Origin of the sequence: Sphingomonas psychrolutea (genome assembly GCF_014636175.1) — a bacterium.
GTDB classification, from domain to species: Bacteria; Pseudomonadota; Alphaproteobacteria; order Sphingomonadales; family Sphingomonadaceae; genus Sphingomonas; species Sphingomonas psychrolutea.
In genome coordinates this window covers 22,098-41,972 of record NZ_BMDW01000025.1, presented here as the reverse complement: position 1 = coordinate 41,972, position 19,875 = coordinate 22,098, and the positions used below count along the sequence as shown (strand labels likewise).

The following is a 19,875-nucleotide window of genomic DNA, read 5'->3' as shown; positions in this document are numbered from 1 at the left end:
ATATGAGCGCAAAGCCGCGACCTAGAGGAGCAGCTGCCTTATTAGAGACCCTCTCCACGCACGGGTTCCAGTTGGCGTAATCTAAGCGATTCGCCTGACTTTTTATTAGAAAATGGTGAGTATAAAACAGTATTTGAGTGTAGACATCGACGTATTGGTGCGGATTTAATTTGACTATCCAGAGTTTTATTGTTTTTTGTTTGGCCCTGATGAAATGAAAGCTAAGTTAGTCATGTCAGCGCTGCTATCCCCCCAAATGGGGGGGGGGGGGGGGGGGGGGCGCTGCTCAGTCAAGATAGGCGAGCATATGCGCGCGCGACACGGCTTGCGCGCGGTTGGCAACGTCGAGCTTGTGGAAAAGGCTCTGGATATGATCCTTCACGGTATCGACCGAGATGCCGAGCGTTTCGGCGATTTCGCGATTGCCGAGGCCGAGCGCCATTTGCTCGATACAGTCGACCTCGCGCGACGACAGCAGGTGCCCGGGGCCGCTCGGTAGGCTGGGCTCGATCCGTTCGTGGAGGCGATGCCCAAACAGGAACAGCGCCTGTACCGCAGCGTCGAGTTCAGCCGGCGTCAGTTGCGCGGCGCTATAGTAATTGACGGACGCGTAGCGTCCTTTCGTCATCAGGATGCGGAAAGTGATTCCGGTCCGGACGCCTTGCGCGAGGCACCAGCGCAATAGCGACGCATCGCCCACAGACAGTTTACTGTCGGGGGCGACCGATAGGGCGCGGCCTGTATTCTCGTAGGTGATCGGCACGCTGCCAATCGGGATTTCACCGCGCGACAGCATCCTGCGCAGCGGATCGTGCGCGGCGCGGCCAATGAACTCGTTGGCATGCGCCTCGGTCAGCCCGATGCCAAAGGCCGCAAGCGGAACGATCGCAGCCGCCCCACGCGCCTCGATCACGTACACGCATTTATCGAAGCCGAGTCCGCGCAAGTCCTGGAACAGCCGAGCGGACTGATCGTCGAATGCTGCAACGGTCGTCGGCGCATGTCCGATCACGTCCTCCTTGCTCGAAAACTCGAAACGAGTACCTGAAGCGTAACGATCGATACAAGGCTTTTGCGGCTTGTCAAAAAAATATGGCGGGCTTCGAATCAACGCTGAAGAAGTTTCGATTAATCTGTGTGAGAGGTCACTCGATAAAACTGGATATGATGCCGAGTGGAGTTTCTGCCTGAAGGCGGCCAACATGATTGCCGTGCTGTTGGATGGGCGACAGCCAAACATCTGATTCCGGGACGCGACTAGCGGGCCGTAAAGGTCGACTATTGTGAAGGAAGCCGAACCGTCGCTTTTCGAGTTTGTGACCGAGTGGGCTCGGCAATCCGACCGACCGGATGCATGTCGTTTATGCCAGGCCTTCCGCAGAATGCTCATGGCGACCGCACCGTCGGGGAGCAGTTCAGGCAGCGGCGCGAACGAGATGACGATGAGCGATTCGCTATGACGATTCTGTCAGCGCGGAGTGACGTCGCCATGTTGCGTTTGTGTTGCACGGAGTTGCCGCAACCAATGCGGAATCGCTGGAAATGCGTCGAAACCCGCCGGACGATAAGGTGTCACAGAGACAGCCCGCTCGTCGACGGAAGTGCAGTCAAGTCATTGATAATGTATAAGAAAAATGGTGCCGCTTACAGGACTCGAACCTGTGACCCCCGCATTACGAATGCGATGCTCTACCAACTGAGCTAAAGCGGCGTCGCCATGTCCGTGGCGGACGATGATGAGGACGGGCGCTTATCAGGTCATGTCGGGGCTGACAAGCGCGGACCGACGCGCGACGCGCGGGTGTCGCGGTGAAACGGTCGCCGGTTTACCCCGTGTTTACCACGGCGCGTGCACAACGTGGCCGTGACGGCGGCCCGTATTGGGTTCGGCCGAGCGAGGTAGGGCGTTTACGCATGGACAGTGTTAGCGGATTCGGGAGCGATCGGATCGATCTGGACGAGAACGTGTCCGCGCCCGACGAGGATGGCGGAGTCGCTGACACGCAGATCGAGGTCGGCACCGACGAACGCCGCATGCACGTGCGCGCCTATAACCACTGGGTCTCGCTGCTCGGCGGACGGCCCTATCCCTCGATCGCCGATCTCAATCCCGCCAATATCGCCGATTTCGGACCGCACAGCGTCCTGCTCGATTTTTCCGCCGGAATCGAAAATCCGGCCATCGCCTATCTCGGCAAGGCGCTCCGCGCGGAATGTAGCCTCGATTCGTCGACGACGCACATCGCGCAAGTGCCGAGCCGGTCGCTGCTGTCGCGCCTGACCGACCATTATTTGCAGATCATCGCAAACCGCGCGCCCATCGGCTTCGAGGCCGAATTCGTCAGCACGCGCGGGTTCAACACGATGTATCGGGGCATCTTGATGCCGTTTTCCTCGGATGAGGATTCGATCGATTTTATTTACGGCGTGATCAACTGGAAAGAACTGGTCGATGCAGAAGCGCAAGCCAAGCTCGACGCCGAAATCGCCGCCGCGGTGCGCACCACGCCATCAACGGTCGTCACTGCCCCCGTCTGGGCCGACGGACCGAGCGCTGGCCGCGATGTCGAACGGCTCGACGAGGCCGATGAAACCGAGCGTGACGACGATGCAATTGCGCCGGCCGGTGCGAGCCTGCGCGAACAGCTTGCGCTGGCGCGAGACTCCGCCACCGCCGTTCGGACCGCCGATACGCGCAGCCGGTCGACGTTGTACCGCGCGCTGAGCCGCGCCCACACCTTTGCCGCCGCCGCCGATGCGGATCCGGAAGCGTATGAAACCTTGCTCGATATGGCCGGGATCGCGGTGCAATTGCGCGCACCGATGACGCCGATCGTCAAGCTTGTCTTCGGCGTGGAGCATGACAAGACGCGGCTGACCGAATATGCTGCCGTGCTTGCTTATGCCCGGCGGATCGGCGTTGCGGCGGGCGCACTTCGCGCGTTTCTCGATACGTTCGAGGGTGGGATCAAGGGCGTGGTCAAGGCCGAGCGGCTGGCGCGTGCCCCGCTCGCCAAGGTCAGGCCCGATCCGCGCGCCTTGCTCGCCGAGCGGCCGACGCTGGCAAGCGTCGCGCTCGAAACCGCATCGTCGAGCGGGCACTATGTCGTGCTGCTCGCCCGCGTACGCGACGGCGAGATGCTCGATATCGTCGCGACGATGGCCGACGACAGCACGCTGATCGAGCGCGCGATGCGGTGCGCCACGACCTGAACGGTGTCGCGGCGTATGTTGCAGCGCCACAAGTCTTGAGGTCGTAACTCGTCCGGCGCATAGGGTTGCGCATGGCCAAAACTACGCTGAAATCGCTGTCGGATGCGCTCGCTGTCCGGCTGACCAAAGGTGCGCTTCCGGGCGAGTTGCAGGGGTTCGGCAAGACCGAGCGCGCGGAGGCTGCCGCCTTCGTCGCCGCCACCGCCGAGCATCGTCCCGCCGCCACCGCGACGATCGCGTTGGAGGCGTTATCGGGGGCCGATCCGCGGCGCCGGATGCGGCTTGCCATCGTCAATGACGATATGCCGTTCCTGGTCGATTCGATCGCCGCGACGATCGGCAGCTTCGACATCGCGATCGACCGGATCATTCATCCCGTGCTGTGCGTCACGCGCGATGTGGATGGCGCGCTGACCAGCGTCGGTGACGACGGCACGGCCGAATCGATGATCTATCTCGAGTTGGAGCGTGCCGATGCGCGCGAGCGGCGCGATCTGGTTGCCGCATTGGAGCATAACCTCGCCGATGTTCGAATGGCGGTGCAGGATTGGCGCGCGTTGCAGGATGCGATGTCGGCCGATATCGCGACCCTTCCGCAGGGCGAGGGTGCCGCCTTGCTGACATGGTTGCTCGACCGCAATTTCACCCTGCTCGGGCATGAGATGTGGCACGGCGGCGCCGCGACGACGCTGGGCATCGCGCGCAACCCGCACTCCGTGCCGCTGCTCGCCGAGGCATCGCGTGCGCTGGCCATGCGCTGGTTCACCGATGGGGGCGCGGCACCGCTCTTGCTCAAATCCAATTTGATCTCGGGCGTCCACCGCCACGTTCCGCTCGATCTCGCGGTCGTGCCGATGCTTGAGAAGGGTAAGGTGACTGGCCTGTCGATCCATGCCGGGCTGTGGACCAGCGCCGCGCTCAACGCAGCACCGCAGCAAGTCCCCGTGCTGCGCACGCATCTCGCCGCGCTGGAAACGAAATTCGGGTTCGATCCCAAAAGCCATACCGGCAAGGCGCTGACGCATGCACTGGCGGCGCTGCCGCATGATCTGATCACCGCCTTCACACCCGAAGCGCTCGAAGACGTCGCGTTGACCGCAATGTCGCTGGCCGATCGCCCGCGCCCGAAACTGGTGCTGGTGCGCAGCGTGCTCGGGCGACATTTGTTCGCCTTTGTATGGTTGCCGCGCGACGACCTGACCACCGCGCGCCGGATCGCGATCGGTGAGATGCTGACCGCCGCAGCCAAGGCGCATTTGCTCAACTGGGCAGTGGCGATGGACGATGTCACCGCGCTGATCCGCTTCACACTCGACATTCGCGGCGAAGGGACGATGCCCGATACCGCCGCACTCGACGCGAGCATCGCGCGGATGGTGCGCGGCTGGGTCCCGGCGGTCGAGGCGGCGCTGGGCGATCTGCTCGATCCGGCGCGCGCGACGCGGCTTGCGCTCAAACACGCGGCAACCTTCCCGCAAGGCTATCGCGCCGCCAACACTGCCGAGGAAGCGGCGCGCGATATCGATCGCCTGGCGCGACTGGAAACGCCCGAGGATCGCTCCGTGCGGCTGTACCGCGACGATGCGGGCGCGGCGCGGCTGAAGGTTTACCGGCTCGGCGGGGCCTTGCCCTTGTCGGATGCGGTTCCGGTGCTCGAGAATTTCGGCTTCCGCGTGGTCGAGGAAGTGCCGACCGCGCTGACCGACGACCAGCACGGCTTCGTCCACGATTTTCTGGTCGAGATCGGCGCCCTGCCAGCCAACCCGACCATATTGGAAAACGCGGTGCAAGCGGTGCTGGAGGGCAAGGCCGAGAATGACGCGTTCAACCGTCTGATCGTCGATGCCGCGCTGGCCCCGGCATCGGTGCTGCTGTTCCGCGCCTGGTTCCGCTATTCGCGGCAAGCGGGATCGACCTACAGTCTGGTCACCGTGGTCGACGCGCTGCGCCGCGCACCGAAGGTTGCCGCCGCGTTGATCGATCGCTTCACCGCGGCGCACGATCCGGCGCGCAAGCGCAAGGGGATTGAGGGGGCCGATGCCGCGATCGACGCGGGCCTCGATGCGGTTTCGGCGATCGACGATGACCGCATCCTGCGCAGCATCCGCAGCGTCATCGCGGCCACGCTGCGCACCAATGCCTTTGCCCCCGCGGGCCAAGCCGCCCTCGCCTTCAAGCTCGACAGCCATCTCGTCCCCGGGCTTCCCGCTCCCGTGCCGTGGCGCGAAATCTGGGTCTATTCGGCGCGGATCGAGGGGATTCATCTGCGCGCGGGCCCAGTCGCGCGCGGGGGCTTGCGCTGGTCCGACCGACGCGACGATTTCCGCACCGAAATCCTCGGCCTGATGAAGGCGCAGCGCGTCAAGAATGCGGTGATCGTGCCGACCGGTGCCAAGGGCGGTTTCTATCCCAAGCAGCTCCCGCCTGCGTCGAACCGCGACGCGTGGCTCGCCGAGGGAACCGAAAGCTATCGCGTGTTCATTCGTGCGCTGCTTTCGATCACCGACAATATCGTCGAAGGCGCGGTGGTGCATCCCGAGGGCGTGGTGATCCATGATGGCGAGGATCCCTATTTCGTCGTCGCCGCCGACAAGGGCACAGCGACCTTCTCCGACGTCGCCAATGCGATCGCGCTCGAACGCCAATTCTGGCTCGGCGATGCGTTCGCGAGCGGCGGGTCGGTCGGCTATGATCACAAGGCGATGGGCATCACCGCCAAGGGCGCATGGCTGAGTGTCCAGCGCCACTTCGCCGAGCGCGGGGTCAATGTGCAGACCGATACCGTGCGCGTCGTTGGATGCGGCGATATGTCGGGCGACGTGTTCGGCAACGGGATGCTGCTGTCCAAGACGTTGAAGATCGTCGCGGCGTTCGACCATCGCCACATCTTCCTCGATCCCGACCCCGATCCCGCCGCGAGCTGGGAAGAGCGCAACCGCATGTTCGCGCTGCCGCGCTCGAGCTGGGCGGATTATGACGCGTCGCTGATTTCCAAGGGCGGCGGGGTATATCCGCGCACCGACAAGGTGATCAAGCTGTCGAAGCAAGTCCGGGCCGTGCTCGGCGTGGAGGAAAGCGAGCTCGATCCCGGTGCGCTGATCTCGGCGATCCTCAAGGCCCCGGTCGATTTGCTGTGGTTCGGCGGGATCGGCACCTATGTGAAGGCGCGCGCCGAGAACAATATCCAGGTCGGCGATCCGGCGAACGACCGGCTCCGCGTCGATGCCGAGGATCTGCGCGTCACCGCGATCGGCGAAGGCGCGAATCTCGGCGTCACGCAAGCCGCGCGCATTGCCTTCTCGGCATATGGCGGGCGGATCAACACCGATTTCATCGACAATTCGGCGGGCGTCGATTGCTCGGACAATGAGGTCAACATCAAGATCGCGCTCAACCGCGAGATGATCGAGGGCCGCCTGGCGTACGAGAAGCGCAACACCTTCCTTGCGGGCATGACCGACGATGTCGCGCATCTCGTGCTCGAGGATAACCGGCTGCAGACGCTCGCACTGTCGATCGCTGAGGCCGATGGCGCGCGAGCGGTGCCGAGCTATGTCCGGCTGATCGAGATTTTCGAGGCCAGCGGTGCGCTCGATCGCAAGGTCGAGGGGCTGGCCGCGAACGACGACCTGCTGCGCCGTGCTGCCGAGGGGCGGGGCCTCACCCGCCCCGAACTGGCGGTGTTGCTCGCGACCGCCAAGCTCGCGCTGCAGGCGGCGATCGAACGCTCGCCGCTCGGGCTCGACCCCGATCTCGCGCCCGATCTCCACGCCGCCTTCCCGCGTGCGATGCAGAAGAAGTTCGGGAGCGCGATCGACCAGCATCGCCTCCGCGGCGAAATCGTCGCAACCAAGCTCGCCAACCGCATCATCAACCGCATGGGCGTGCTGTACCCGTTCGAACTCGCCGAGGAAGAAGGCGCGGCGATGAGCGACATTGCCGGCATGTTCGTCGTCGCGGAACGGCTGTTCGACTTGCCGACGTTGTGGCGCGAGATCGAAACCGCGGCGATGCCCGAGGCGGCGCGGATCGCGTTGTTTGATGAGGTCGCGGTCGCGACGCGCTCGCAAATCGCCGATCTGTTGCGCGTCACGCGCGGCGGCACCGGGCCGGGTGCGGCGCTTGCGCGGCTGTCGAAGGGCATTGTCCAGCTCGACCGTCAGACCAAGGCGCTGTTGCTGGCCGAGGCGAGCGCGCAAAGTGCGCGCATCGCCGAGACGCTGGAGACGGCGGGCGCGCCCAAGAAGCTGGTGCAGAAGGTCGTGCGGCTGTTCGAGCTCGACGGCGCGGTCGGGCTGGCCGATCTCGGCGAGCGGCTCGGGTTGGACGAAACCGTGCTGACGCGGGCGTTTACGCGGCTGGGGCAAGCGCTTGGGCTCGATTGGGCGCAGGCCAATGCCGCACGCATTTCGTCCAGCGACCCGTGGGAGCGGTTGCTGATCGCGGGTCTTGCGCGCGATTTCCAGCAATTGCGTTTGGAATTTCTCGGGCGTGGCGCGGGGAGCGATCCGCAAGCGCTGGTTGAGGCGTGGCTTTCCGAAAATGCCGGTCGCGTCGCGCAGTTCAAGGCGGTGGTCGACCGCGCGCGGTTGGCGCCTGCGCCCAACGCGGCGATGCTGGCGCAGATTGCGGGGCAGGCGCGGGTTTTGTTAGGGCGGTAGAAGAAAGGGGATTCGCGCAGAGGCGCAGAGAACGCAGAGGACGCCGAGAAGAAGATTTGTTCGCACAAAGACACAAAGACACAAAGAAGGAAAATGAGATGCCCGCGTAGCGGGCGAGATAATTCCGACTTTATCGCCGTCCCTGAACCGCTACTCTTTGTGTCTTCGTGTCTTTGTGCGCGATAATTTCTTCTCTTCTCTGCGTCCTCCGCGCCTCTGCGCGAACCAATCCTCCCTCGCCTTAAGCGCGCGCCGCCTGCTTCGCTCTCAACTCGGCCTTCCAGCCCCGCGCGCGCCACCACATGATGATACCGGTCACCGCGAGGATCGCGGGGAGCAGGCCGCCCAAGAAGATCACGATCTGCCACCCCAACCCCATGCCGGTGCCGTCGTGAATGCGGCGCATCAGGCGCGCGGTGTCCTCTGGACGGGCGGGATTGACCTTGGCCAACCCCGTTGCCTCGGCGACGCCGACGCTCGTTTGGGTGCCGTTGAACGAGACTTTCCACACTGGCTTGCGATCGGTCGGCCATTCGACCTTGCCGACTGCCCCCGGTAGCTTCGCGGCTTGCGCGGCGGCAACGACCGCATCGACCGACAATTTGGGCTGCGCCAGCGGCACCGGGCGCGGCGCGTTCGGGCGCATCCCCATCGTGTTCGGCCCGCCGCCGAAGAATTTCGGGAAGGAAATCCACGCGCCGGTCAGCGACAGCACGAACAAGGGCAGCGCGATCCAGAAGCCAAGCACATGATGCAAGTTCGTATCGGTGTTGCGGTGCCGCCGCCACCGCAAGCCGCGCACCCAGCGCCCGACCGTCGGCCACCACAGCCATAGCCCCGAGACGCTCGACAGCAGCATCGCGACGCCGATCCACCCGACGACCTGCCGCCCGATGCCGGGGATCAGCATCGTCCCGTGAAGCATGTGCAGGGTGCGAATCAGGCCGGTGCCGCTATTGCCGTGATCGAGCACGCGCGCGCTCGGCGGATCGAGCCAGACGGTGGTGCGCGCGGGCGGGCCTTGCAGCGCGTGGCGCGTGCCGGGCTTGCTTGCCGTGATGACCACCGGCCCGCCATCTTCGTCTGGCAGGGTCAGCGACACGATCCGCTCGTCCGGCGCGAGCACCGCGCGCGCCGCCGCGACATAGCGCGCCGGGGCGATCTCCTGCACCCCGCTGGTGGCATAGCGCCCGGGGTTGAGCGCATGATCGAGCGCTTCGTCCCACACCAACGCCGCGCCGGTCACCGACAGTGGAATGATCAGGATTGCGAGGATCAGCCCGAGCCATTTGTGCACCTGAAACCAGGCGTTGCGCATGCCGATCTTCGTCATCAAACCCTCAGAGCTCCGCCCAGCGGCGCAGCAGATTATGGTACACACCGGTCAGCCGGACGATTTCGGGATCGCCCTGCCCCAGCCGCGCGGCGGTCGATTGGATCGCAGTGTCGAGCTCGAACAGCATCGCGCGCGCTTCGCTATCGCGCACCATCGACTGAAGCCAGAAAAAGGAGGCCACGCGCTCCCCCCGCGTGACGGGCGCGACGCGGTGCAGGCTGGAGGCGGGATAGAGCACCATCGCCCCGGCAGGCAGCTTGACCGATTGCTCGCCGAACTGCGTCTGGACGATCAATTCGCCACCGTCATAATTGTCGGGGTCGGACAGGAAGAGCGTTGCGGACAAATCGCTGCGGATACGGAAATCGCTGCCGCGCCGGATGCGGATCGCGGTGTCGACATGCGGTGCGAAAGCGTCGCCGACGCCGTAGCGGTTGAACAAAGGCGGAAAGACCTTGAGCGGCAGCGCCGCCGCCACGAACAGCGGCGACGCCGCCAGCGCATCGAGCACCACCGCGCCGCCAGCGCGCGCGGCGTCCGACTCCTCGGGCACTTGCCGGTTGTGCTTGGCGAGTGCGGATTGCGTGCCCGAGGTCGCATTGCCATCGATCCAGTCGCCTGCATCGATCGTCGCGCGCAGATCAGTGACTTGCGTCGGCGTCAGCAGATCGGGGATGACGGTCAGCATGCTGCGCTCCGGATCGCCTGGACGCCGCGCCCGCGGAACGCCGCCACGTCGGACGCGGCGAGCCAGGCGGCGGCCTTCTCGACGAACGCCGGGGTTGCGCTGGCCCCTGCCCGCTTGAGCCAGCCGATCGCTTCCTCGTGCCTGCCCGCCGCGCCGAGCATGCGCGCGTGGTTGAAGGCCCCACGAAAATCCCCGCCCTGCGCGGCGCGCGCGTAGCATAGCGCCGCCGCCGCGAGATCGCGCCCCACCACCCAGCCATCTTCGTGAAAGCTGCCGACGAAGTTGATCGCCTTGGCGTTGCCAAGGGCGGCTGCCTTGCGGAACCAGTCGAGCGCCGCCGCGCGATCGAGCGTGACGCCTTCGCCGAGCGCCAGCAGCGTCGCATAGTTATACATGCCCCAATCGAGGCCGCGCTCGGCGGCGACGCGGTAGCATTCGGCCGCGCGCGCCTTGTCGGGCGCGGTGCCCCAGCCGAGATCGTAGCAGCGCCCGACCATGTTGATCGCCATCAGATGCTGTTGTGCCGCCGCCTTGATGAACCAGCCGAGCGCGGCGCGTTGGTCGGCGGGAACACCCGTGCCATCGAGCAGCATCTGGCCGTAGAGCGCTTGCGCCTCGGCCTCGCCCGCTGCGGCGCAGGCGTGGACGAACGCCGCACGCTCCTCAGGCGTGCCTGACAGGCGCGCAGCGATTTCCTCGGACGAAAGCGTTGCCGGATCGCGCATCAGAATTTGGCGGTCAGCGTACCGAACACCGTGCGGCCCGGTGCGATTGTCGCATAATGGTTGGTATAGGTGCTGGCGAAATAGGTTTTGTTGGTCAGATTTTGCGCATTGACCGACAGATCGAAGCGCTCGCTCAGCTTGACGCGCGCCTGCAGATCGAAGCGCCAATAGCTGGGGATGCCGCGCGTGAGGATCTTGGTCGCGGGGACCACGGTCACCACGCCGGCAGTGGTCTGCGTCGCGCTGCGATTGTCGGCATAGCCGCCATTCTGCTTGTCCATGAAATAGACCCCGCCGCCGATCGAGACGCGCTTGGTCAGCTCGACATTGGTCGACAGCGTGGCGCTGTGCCGCGCGGTCTGCGGCACCGCCTTGCCGGTGTTGACCGATGGGACGAGCACCGTCGTCGCCGCCGCCGCACCGTTCGCCGCTGCGGTGAGCGCGGTGAAGCCGCCATCGACGATCGTGGCATCGAGGAAGGTATAGCCGCCGAACACCGTCCAGCCCGGCAGGATGGTGCCGTTGGCATTGAATTCCACCCCGCGAATCCGGGTCGAGCCGAGGAACGCGATGTTGTTATTGCCATCAGTGACGCGCGCATTGCTGATGTCGGTCTGGAACACCGCCACACCCAGCGCGAGCTTTTCGTGGAACACATTCCCCTTCGCGCCGAATTCATAGGTCTTGGTCTTCTGGACACGCAGGGAGTCGAGCAAGTTCGCGGTGACCGTCGTCGTCGGCAGCGCATTGTTCTCGAACCCCTCACCCAGCAAGCTGTTGGGCGGCGTCGCGGCGGTGGCGTAGCTAGCGTAGAGGCTGGTTTCCCTGGTCGGCTTGAACACGAGACCCGCCTGCCAGTTGAACAGTTCGTCGGTGCGCGACAGGCGGAACGACGTCGTCGCATTGGCCGGTTGCCCCGGCGTGACGCGCGAGGTGAAGCGGTCGTAGCGCGCGCCGACATTGAGGATCAGCGACGGCAGCAGCGTGATCGAATCGAAGCCATAGAGCGCTTGCGTCTCGGCATCGTTCTGCGTCTCGGCAAGCGGGAGCGAGCGGACGATCGCAGCGGGCGTCGTCGAGGTGTCGCTGGCGTAATTGACCCACGGATCGGTCGGATTGGGCGCAAAGATGCTGGTGCAATAAGAGCGCGACACCGTGGCGGCGTTGCAGCGCGGCGAGATGGTCGCGCCGGTCGACAGGATTTCGGTGCCGCTGGCATTGAGGAAGCCGCGCGTGACAAAGGTCCCACGCCGCGTCTTTTGCCATGACACTTCAGCGCCGACCGCGAAATCATGCTTGATGCTGCCGGTCATGACGCTGCCCGACAGATCGAGCTGGTCGACGATGCTTTCGGCAAAACTGTAGCGCGTGTTCGCGCGCCGCCAAACCTGGCCGGTGCCATAGACATTGCCGGTCGAATCGTCGGGCAAGGTAAAGATATAGGCCTGACTGTCATGGCTGTAGCGCGCGGTGTTGCGCAGCGTCACGCCGCCGAAATCATGCTCGACGCGGATTGTCGCCTGGTTGGTCGTGCTGTCGCGGAAATCGCGGCTCGCGACGCCGTAGAAATTGGAGCGTGCGGCGAAGTCGGTCTGGCCACCCGCGGTGGTGATCTGGCCGACCGCCGGGCTGGTGCGAATCTGTCCGGTGCCCGGCGCATTGCCGATCGTGTAGAGATACGGAATGCCGCTGTCGGGCAATTCGTGGCTCTCGAGATAATAATAGCCGATCGTCAGGCGGGTCGGTGTGCCCAGACCAATCGTGACGCTGGGTGCCACGCCCCAGCGCCGCTGATAGATCGCATCGCGCCCGGCAACGTCCTGATCGTGCCACAGCCCGGCGATGCGGACGGCGGCGGTGTCGCTCAGCTTCACGTTCACATCCGCCGAAACGCGCTTGTAATCGGCATTGCCGTAGCTCGCCGCGACCGAGCCGAAGGTCCGCGCCTGCGGCACCTTGGCGAGAATGTTGATCGATCCCCCGGCATTGCCGCGCCCGCCGAGCGTCGAATCCGATCCGCGCACGATTTGCACCGAATCGATCGCGAACACTTCGCGATTCTGTGCGCCAAGATCGCGAACGCCATCGACATAGATGCTGCCCTGGCTGTCGAAGCCACGGATGAACGGGCGGTCGCCAATCGGATTGCCGCCCTCGGCCGCACCAAAGGTGATGCCGGGGACGGTGCGCAACGCGTCGGCGAGCGTGGTCGATCCGGTTTGTTCGATGACGGACTTGTCGAGCACGACGATCGACTTGGGCGTGTCGATCAGCGGTGCGACCAGTTTCGGGTCGCGCGGGCGTTGTTCGCGCGATCCGGTGACGATGATGTCGAGCTTGCCGTCGGGGTCGGCATCATTGGCGGCGGCGGGCGCAGCTTCGGTGGCGAAGGCCGGCCAGGTCGCAAACGCGCCGACGCACGACAAAGCGAGAAAGGCGGGTTTGCGGAGCGTGGCGCTGGACGAGATCAAGATTGGCGTTCCTCAATGTTGAGCAACAGCTATTGCGAATTATTCGCAGAGTCAACGCTATTGCGAGTTACTCGCAATATATTCCTCAAGCAGCCACGATCGCAGCGCACTGGCAAGATTGGGCGGATCATCGGACTGAATGCGCAAAGCATCGATCTCCGCGATCAGCGCGTTCAACGGCAACGCCCGCACGCCCGCCGCCGCCTCAAGCACGCGCCAAAAGGCCGGCTCGAGGCTGATCGAGGTCGGATGCCCGGCAATCGTAACCGAGCGTTTGACCGGGCCGTGAAAGCCGGTTGGCGGTGGGGCGATCGGCATGCGAGGAGCGTGTAGCAGAGAGGTGGGCGCGACCCAATCGCAGCCGGCAGCGCAGATTTTCGGTTCTTGAGACCCATCTGTCGCTAAAATCACCGCGCGCAATTTCCCGTGGAACAAAATGGGCCGAGCGGCGTTGAGCGTCCTTCGGGGGGGTGTAACATTTTCATTTGGAGGTGTCGCTCGCGTTGATCGGCGGCACATTTTCCTGACCAAAGCCCACCAGCGCGCCTTTGCAAGCGGCTTCGATCCGAGAAATTTCATGCCCGTCGGGGCGATTTTTTGGATTGGGGCTTGCGAACAGCGCGTTTCGGCGCCTTCGTGACGCGCAGCCACGCGACGATTCTCGAATGTACAGCACGGTCCGCATGGCCACCCGCAGCAAACCTGCACGACGCTTTGCGCGCCGCGACGTCCACGATTCACGAACGGCTCCACCATCATCCGGGCCTCGCGGCGGTACAATCGGGCACGATTGGCAAAGCCGCGTACACGGCGTTATTGTGCCGCCTTTATGGCTTCCACCAACCATTCGAGCGGACGCGCAAGCTGTCGCCTGAACGCACGAATTGGCTCAACCGCGACTTGATCGATCTGGGTGTCGATCCCACCGCACTGGCCGCTTTGCCCCGCGCCGCTGCCTTTCCGGTAAATGCGTCACCCGACTATCTGCTGAGTGCACGCTATGTCGTGGAAGGGTCTGCGCTTGGCGGGCGTGGGTTGGCGCGGCAGCTTGACGGCTTGCTGGGCAGCGGCGTGACCGCGGGACGCCGGTTTTTTACCGGCCATGGCGCGCAAACTGGTGCAGTATGGCGCGCCTATCTCGACCAAGTGTCGCGCGTACCGCCCGGGCCATCGACCCGGACGGCCGTCGTCGCCGGGGCAACCGACACCTTTGCAATATTCGAACAGTGGCTTGAGGGATGGAACGATCGGCATGACTGACCAGATCTTTGAGCGCGACCGGATCGATTTGACGAACTGTGACCGCGAGCCGATCCATATTCCCGGCGCGATACTGCCGCATGGCGCAATGTTGGTGCTGGAAAGCACGACGCTACGCGTCCTGCAGGCGGCGGGCGACACACAAGGCCTGCTGGGCCGACCGATCGACGCGCTGCTCGACCGAACGGTCGAGACGCTGTTTTCCGAAGACCAGATTCATCGGCTCCAAGCGCTGTGCAACGAGCGCGACGTGGTCAAGCCGCGTCACTTGCTCGACCCGCTGCTGCGCGTGGCGCAGGGTCGTCCGCTCGACGCCAGCGCGCACAAGGTTGATGGCAACCTGATCATCGAATTCGAAGCTGGCGAGCCGAGCGATCCGTTCGTCGCCGATCCACTGGCGGCCGTGCTGACGATGATCGAAGGGTTTGGCGCAGCCGAATCGCTGCACGCATTATGCCAGATGGCGACCGCGAGCGTGCGGCGCGTGGCGCATTATGACCGGGTGATGGTCTATCGGTTCATGGCCGACGGATCGGGTTGGGTCATTGCCGAAAGCCGGGTGCCCGAGCTGTCGCCGTTTCTCGACTTGCATTATCCCGCAGCGGACATCCCGCTACAGGCGCGCGCGCTGTACCTTAAAAGCTGGCTGCGGCTGATTACGCAGGTCGATTATGATCCGGCACCGCTGACCCCCACGCTGAACCCGCGCACCGGCAAGCCGCTCGACATGAGCCACGCGATCCTGCGCGATGTCTCGCCAATCCACCGCGAATATCTGCGGAACATGGGGATCGACGCATCGATGTCGATCTCGATCATCGTCGGCGGAAAACTGTGGGGGCTGATCGCGTGCCACAACAACAGTCCGCGTCGGCTGCCGCGCCATTTGCGCGCGGTGTGCGAACTGTTCGGCTCGATGTTCTCGCTCCAGCTCGAAGCGCGCGAGAAAAGCGAGCAATTCGAGGCACGGCTCGCGAGCCGCAAGATTCTGCAGGAACTGATGCTCAACCTCGCGGGGGTGGAGGATTATGCATTTGGCCTGACCCAGCAAACCCCCAATCTGCTCGACTATATCCATGGCGGGGATATCGCGCTTGATAGTGCGCGCAGCGGCGGCGTCGCCGTGCGGGTCGAAGGGGAAATCACCTTTCTGGGAACCACCCCGGATCGCACGCAGATCACCGAGCTGACCGAATGGCTAACGGCGTACATGACCGAAACCGAGAGCACCTTCGCGACGGATCGGTTGAGTGAAATCTATCCGCCCGCAACGGCCTTCGCCAATGTCGCATCGGGTCTTCTGGTCATCGCGGTGTCGCGCGATCCCTCCGATTTCATCCTGTGGTTCAGGCCCGAGCTGGTCGAAACGGCATTGTGGGCGGGTGACCCGGCCAAACCGATGACGATCGGCCCGGACGGGGATCGGCTGTCGCCGCGCAAATCGTTTGAAGTGTGGAAACACACGGTCCGCAACCGCGCCTTGCCCTGGACGTCGGCGGAGATCGATTCCGCCTTCGATTTGCGGGTTTCGCTGTTGCAAGTGGTGTTGCGCCGGATCGAGGCGGCATCGCGTGAACGGGTCAGGGCGCATGAGCGCGACAAATTGTTGATGGCCGAACTCGATCACCGCGTAAAAAATACGCTCGCGAACATCCAGGCGCTGGTCACGCTGTCCAGCCGGAGTGCCGAATCGGTAAAGAGTTTTGTCGAGGGGCTCGACAAGCGCATCCAATCGATGGCGAAGGCGCACAGCCTGTTGACGCAGAGCCGGTGGGAGGGTGTGTCCGTCGAGAACCTGCTGCGCGAGGAATTGGAAGCCTATGGCCAGGAAGCGGGCGTCGTCGCGATCAACGGCGTGGATGCGGTCCTCACCCCAAAATCGGCGCTATCCTTGTCGCTGGCGCTGCATGAGCTTGCGACCAATGCCGGAAAATACGGTGCGTTCTCGACGCGCGACGGTCATGTCAACGTTGCGTGGCATGTGCGCGACGACGGAGGCCTGGGCCTGTCCTGGACTGAATCCGGCGGCCCGCCGGTGCAACCTCCGGCACGGCGCGGGTTCGGGTCCAACCTCATCGAGCGCGCGCTGGCGCTCGAAACCGGGGGCGGCGCGACCATTCGCTACGAACCCGGTGGCATTATCTGCGACATCGTCTTGCCCAAATCCTCCCTTGTCGAGTTGACCCTTGCCCCGGTCGCAAAGCTGCTGGCCGCTAATATGGGGGGTGGAACCAAAGCGATGCCCGAAAAACCCCGGCTTTTGGTGGTTGAAGACTCCTTCCTGGTGCTGCTGAGCGTTGAGGGGATGTGCGAAGACCTTGGCTGGCACGTGGTTGGCCCTGCCACGCGGCTCGACGAAGCGCTGGCACTCGCCACGACCGAAACGTTTGACGCGGCGTTGCTGGACATCAATCTCGACGGGGAAATGTCGTGGGCCGTCGCCGACGTGCTCAAGCAACGCGGCATCCCGTTCGCCTTCAGCAGCGGGTACGATCAATCCAATATGCTGCCCGACAGTCTCGCGGGTAGCGAGATCATCGCCAAACCGTATCGAATCGGCGAGCTTGCCAATCGGCTACGCGCGATGATGATGCGGCAGTAGCCCACAGCCCCGAGCGTCGCTTTTGCCCCGCCGCAGCATCGCATCACCCGGCGGCGGATGCGCGCTTTGCGCCTTTAGCCCCGCCCCCGTCCCACCGACGGCGTATCGAACAGCGCCGCGAGTTGCTCGATGATCGTGCCGCCCAATTGCTCGACATCCATGATCGTCACCGCGCGGGCATAATAGCGCGTCACGTCATGCCCGATGCCGATCGCGGCAAGTTCGACCGGGGATTTGCCTTCGATCCAGCCGATCACCTGGCGCAAATGGCGCTCCAGATACGACCCGGAATTGACCGACAGCGTCGAATCGTCGACCGGCGCGCCGTCCGAGATCACCATCAGGATCTTGCGATCCTCGGGCCGCGCGATCAGGCGGCTGTGCGCCCAGAGCAGCGCCTCGCCGTCGATATTCTCTTTCAGCAGCCCCTCGCGCATCATCAAGCCGAGGCTGGTCTTGGCGCGGCGCCACGGCTCGTCGGCCTTTTTATAGACGATGTGGCGGATATCGTTGAGCCGCCCCGGCTGCGGCGGACGCCCCGCCGCCAGCCACGTCTCGCGGCTCTGACCGCCCTTCCAGGCGCGCGTCGTAAAGCCCAGGATCTCGGTCTTGACCCCGCAGCGCTCGAGAGTGCGCGCGAGGATGTCGGCGCTGATCGCGGCGATCGAAATCGGGCGTCCGCGCATCGACCCCGAATTGTCGATCAGCAGCGTCACCACCGTATCCCGGAAGTCGGTTTCGCGTTCGATCTTGTAGCTGAGCGACAGCGTCGGATTGACCACGATCCGCGCGAGCCGTGCGGCGTCGAGCAGGCCCTCCTCCTGATCGAAATCCCAACTGCGATTCTGCTGCGCCATCAAGCGGCGTTGCAGCCGGTTGGCGAGCTTGGTCACCACGCCCTGCAAATGCACGAGCTGCTGGTCGAGATAGGAGCGCAACCGCACCAGCTCATCGGCGTCGCACAGATCGGTCGCGGCGATCACTTCGTCATGCGCGGTGGTCCACGCCTTATAATCGAACTGCGCCGAGGGATCGGCGAAGGGGCGGTTGGGGCGTGTCGGGAGCATCCCGTCCTCGCCCTCGTCACCGGGCTCGCCGTCGATATCGTCGAACGAATCCTGGCCTTGCTCGGTGCCTTCGCCGTCTTCGCTGTCCGAATCCTGTTCGGAGCCGCGCGCCTCGATCTCGCCCTGGCCCTGCTCGCCATCTTCCTCGCCCTCGTCGCCTTGGTCGTCCTGCTGCTCGTCGGTGCCTTCATCCTCATTGCCACCCTCGTCGGATTCGTCGGGCAGCATGTCGCCCTCGATCAGATCGAGATCCTCGAGCAATTTGGTGGCGAGGCTGGCGAACGCGCGCTGGTCGTCGATTGCGAGGCCGAGCGCATCGAGATCGCCACCCGCTTTCTGCTCGATCCAGTCGCGCACCAGCGCCATGCCCTGGTCGGTCGCGGGCGGCGGGGCGGCGCCGGTCAGCCGCTCGCGCACCATCAAGGCGAGCGCGGTCGACAGCGGTACTTCGTCGCGCGATTTGGCGCGGGTGATCGGATCGGCGCGCATCCGCATTTCCAGCGCGACATCGAGGTTGGCGGTGATCCCGGCATAGCCGCGTCCGCCGAGCGCCTCGACTCGCGCGGACTCGACCGCATCGAACACCGCGCGCGCCACCGCGTCGCCGGGCGCGGTGCGATTGTGGAGTGCAATGTCGTGGTGCTTCAGGCGCAGCGCGAAGCCGTCGGCAAAGCCGCGTGCCTCCGCGACCTGCTCCGCCGGGAGACTCCGTGCGGGCATCGGCACCTTGATGTGCTTGCCGCTTTGCGTCGGCGCGTCGGCGGTGAAGGCGAGCTCGATCTCGGGCTCGTCGGCGAGCGCGCGGGCGGTTCCGCCGAGCACGGCTTTGAAACGGTCGAGCGGGGTATCAATAGGCACGCGCAAGCTCCGGCAAGACAATTTGCCCGGGCGCGAGATCATGATCCATCCGGATCGTCGCAACGCGGGTTTTGGGGTCGTAGGTTAACACCGTCACCACCGCGACCCCGATAATGGCATAGGCCGGCAGCTTCGTGACGGAGATGAAGGTGCGGGCGTGCGGCACGTCGCGCAACTTGCCTATCGCGAACGCCTCAAGATCGAACGCGATCATGTCGGGGGTCCCGGCCGGGCCGACGTAACGCAGCCGCGCGACGCTGTCGTCGGCGAGGCGCCGCCCCTCGATCGTGCCATATTCGACCGGAGGAATCGCGAACGGGGCACGGCCCTCCCCTTTCGCGCCGACGAGGAAGGCGTGGTCGAATTTGGAGTCCTTGTCGGCATCGAACAGGCAATAGCGCGTGTTGAGATGCGTCGGGCGCAGCGCCCCGACCACGCCGAAGGCGAGCTGCCCGGTCAGCACCTTGCCGATCGAGGCTTCGTGGACCGCCTCGCAGAAGATCGCGTCGGGTACGCCGGCCACCCCGGTCGGGCCGCCCGCCTGGATCACCGAGCCGCGCGCGAATGTCCGCTGCTCTCCTTTGTAATCGAGCACGATGTCCCCCGCGAGGATGACCGAATCGGGTTTGTTGATGACGGCGGTGGAAACGATCGCGCCGGGCGACACTTCCTGCAGGCCCTGCGGCGAGATCGTCTCGACCAGCCGCAGTGGTGCGGGCGGCGGCACAGGGTCGGGCGCGGCAGCGGTCAGCAGCAGCGCGGTCGTGGCGAGAAGGGGGAGGCGGTGGGTCACGCGACCCTGCTACCAGATTGGGGCGCATCGGGAAGCGGGGATGTGCGCGGAATTACCGATCACAAAGGGGGTAGCAAACGTCCCAAGGGGATGCCGCGGCGCGTAACGATAATCTCTTCGCCTTCATGGACTCGGCGTAGCACCGCGTCGAAATCCCGCTTGATCGCGGAAATTGTCATAATCTGCGGCCTCGTATCACCC

13 protein-coding genes and 1 tRNA gene are annotated in these 19,875 nt (G+C 64.6%); 4 read left to right on the top strand and 10 right to left on the bottom strand.

Going from position 1 to position 19,875, the window contains the following annotated elements; genetic code table 11:
- Window positions 1–286: 286 nt before the first annotated feature.
- Together IEV62_RS16080 and IEV62_RS16075 are read right to left on the bottom strand one after the other, a co-directional pair.
- Window positions 287–1,012 (bottom strand): helix-turn-helix transcriptional regulator, encoded by a 726-nt coding sequence (locus IEV62_RS16080; protein ID WP_188449284.1) that lies wholly within the window; start codon window positions 1,010–1,012, stop codon window positions 287–289.
- 623 nt (window positions 1,013–1,635) lie between these two features.
- Window positions 1,636–1,711 (bottom strand) — tRNA-Thr (locus IEV62_RS16075).
- A 203-nt stretch (window positions 1,712–1,914) separates the two neighbouring features.
- On the opposite strand from IEV62_RS16075, the gene IEV62_RS16070 reads away from it, so the two are divergent.
- Window positions 1,915–3,213 (top strand): PAS domain-containing protein, encoded by a 1,299-nt coding sequence (locus tag IEV62_RS16070; protein ID WP_188449282.1) that lies wholly within the window; start codon window positions 1,915–1,917, stop codon window positions 3,211–3,213.
- 71 nt (window positions 3,214–3,284) lie between these two features.
- On the top strand, window positions 3,285–7,874 hold the full coding sequence (locus IEV62_RS16065) for an NAD-glutamate dehydrogenase (RefSeq protein ID WP_188449280.1): 4,590 nt from the start codon (window positions 3,285–3,287) through the stop codon (window positions 7,872–7,874).
- A 241-nt stretch (window positions 7,875–8,115) separates the two neighbouring features.
- Here the strand turns inward: IEV62_RS16065 and IEV62_RS16060 are convergent, their stop codons facing one another.
- From IEV62_RS16060 to IEV62_RS16040, 5 genes are read right to left on the bottom strand one after another with little or no spacing between them, the layout of a single operon-like run.
- Complete coding sequence (locus IEV62_RS16060) at window positions 8,116–9,207, bottom strand: PepSY-associated TM helix domain-containing protein (protein WP_188449278.1); 1,092 nt, start codon at window positions 9,205–9,207, stop codon at window positions 8,116–8,118.
- A 7-nt stretch (window positions 9,208–9,214) separates the two neighbouring features.
- Window positions 9,215–9,898, bottom strand: coding sequence for a Fe2+-dependent dioxygenase (locus tag IEV62_RS16055; RefSeq protein ID WP_188449276.1), 684 nt, complete (start codon window positions 9,896–9,898; stop codon window positions 9,215–9,217).
- Window positions 9,892–10,623 (bottom strand): tetratricopeptide repeat protein, encoded by a 732-nt coding sequence (locus IEV62_RS16050; RefSeq protein WP_188449274.1) that lies wholly within the window; start codon window positions 10,621–10,623, stop codon window positions 9,892–9,894. The genes IEV62_RS16055 and IEV62_RS16050 overlap by 7 nt, the downstream gene beginning before the upstream one ends.
- The gene (locus IEV62_RS16045) at window positions 10,623–13,094 is read right to left on the bottom strand and encodes a TonB-dependent receptor (RefSeq protein ID WP_229733279.1); all 2,472 of its coding nucleotides are present in this window, start codon (window positions 13,092–13,094) and stop codon (window positions 10,623–10,625) included. The genes IEV62_RS16050 and IEV62_RS16045 overlap by 1 nt, the downstream gene beginning before the upstream one ends.
- Window positions 13,095–13,151: 57 nt before the next feature.
- Window positions 13,152–13,412 (bottom strand): ribbon-helix-helix domain-containing protein, encoded by a 261-nt coding sequence (locus tag IEV62_RS16040; RefSeq protein ID WP_188449271.1) that lies wholly within the window; start codon window positions 13,410–13,412, stop codon window positions 13,152–13,154.
- A gap of 291 nt (window positions 13,413–13,703) precedes the next feature.
- Between IEV62_RS16040 and IEV62_RS16035 the strand changes: the two genes are divergently transcribed.
- Entirely contained in the window at window positions 13,704–14,354 is a 651-nt protein-coding gene (locus IEV62_RS16035; protein ID WP_188449269.1) for a biliverdin-producing heme oxygenase, read from the top strand.
- Entirely contained in the window at window positions 14,347–16,956 is a 2,610-nt protein-coding gene (locus IEV62_RS16030; protein ID WP_188449268.1) for an HWE histidine kinase domain-containing protein, read from the top strand. Before IEV62_RS16035 ends, IEV62_RS16030 begins: the two co-directional genes overlap by 8 nt.
- A 74-nt stretch (window positions 16,957–17,030) precedes the next feature.
- Here IEV62_RS16030 and cobT read toward each other — a convergent pair whose 3' ends face one another.
- Genes cobT through IEV62_RS18440 form a run of 3 tightly spaced genes read right to left on the bottom strand, consistent with a single transcriptional unit; the run spans window position 17,031 to window position 19,853 of the window.
- Window positions 17,031–18,881: a cobaltochelatase subunit CobT gene (gene cobT / locus IEV62_RS16025; protein WP_188449267.1), complete on the bottom strand. Its 1,851-nt coding sequence runs from the start codon at window positions 18,879–18,881 to the stop codon at window positions 17,031–17,033.
- The gene (locus tag IEV62_RS16020; protein ID WP_188449266.1) at window positions 18,871–19,674 is read right to left on the bottom strand and encodes a hypothetical protein; all 804 of its coding nucleotides are present in this window, start codon (window positions 19,672–19,674) and stop codon (window positions 18,871–18,873) included. Before IEV62_RS16020 ends, cobT begins: the two co-directional genes overlap by 11 nt.
- Before the next feature lie 59 nt (window positions 19,675–19,733).
- Window positions 19,734–19,853 (bottom strand): type II toxin-antitoxin system Phd/YefM family antitoxin, encoded by a 120-nt coding sequence (locus IEV62_RS18440; protein ID WP_373868605.1) that lies wholly within the window; start codon window positions 19,851–19,853, stop codon window positions 19,734–19,736.
- Between the last annotated feature and the right edge of the window lie 22 nt (window positions 19,854–19,875).

Excerpts from the sequence above, each read along its gene's own strand:
- IEV62_RS16050 (WP_188449274.1), bottom strand. The coding sequence starts at position 10,623 with ATGCGCGATCCGGCAACGCTTTCGTCCGAGGAAATCGCTGCGCGCCTG.
- IEV62_RS16060 (WP_188449278.1), bottom strand. The coding sequence starts at position 9,207 with ATGACGAAGATCGGCATGCGCAACGCCTGGTTTCAGGTGCACAAATGG.
- IEV62_RS16070 (WP_188449282.1), top strand. The coding sequence starts at position 1,915 with ATGGACAGTGTTAGCGGATTCGGGAGCGATCGGATCGATCTGGACGAG.
- IEV62_RS18440 (WP_373868605.1), bottom strand. The coding sequence starts at position 19,853 with ATGACAATTTCCGCGATCAAGCGGGATTTCGACGCGGTGCTACGCCGA.
- IEV62_RS16030 (WP_188449268.1), top strand. The coding sequence starts at position 14,347 with ATGACTGACCAGATCTTTGAGCGCGACCGGATCGATTTGACGAACTGT.
- IEV62_RS16065 (WP_188449280.1), top strand. The coding sequence starts at position 3,285 with ATGGCCAAAACTACGCTGAAATCGCTGTCGGATGCGCTCGCTGTCCGG.
- IEV62_RS16055 (WP_188449276.1), bottom strand. The coding sequence starts at position 9,898 with ATGCTGACCGTCATCCCCGATCTGCTGACGCCGACGCAAGTCACTGAT.
- IEV62_RS16040 (WP_188449271.1), bottom strand. The coding sequence starts at position 13,412 with ATGCCGATCGCCCCACCGCCAACCGGCTTTCACGGCCCGGTCAAACGC.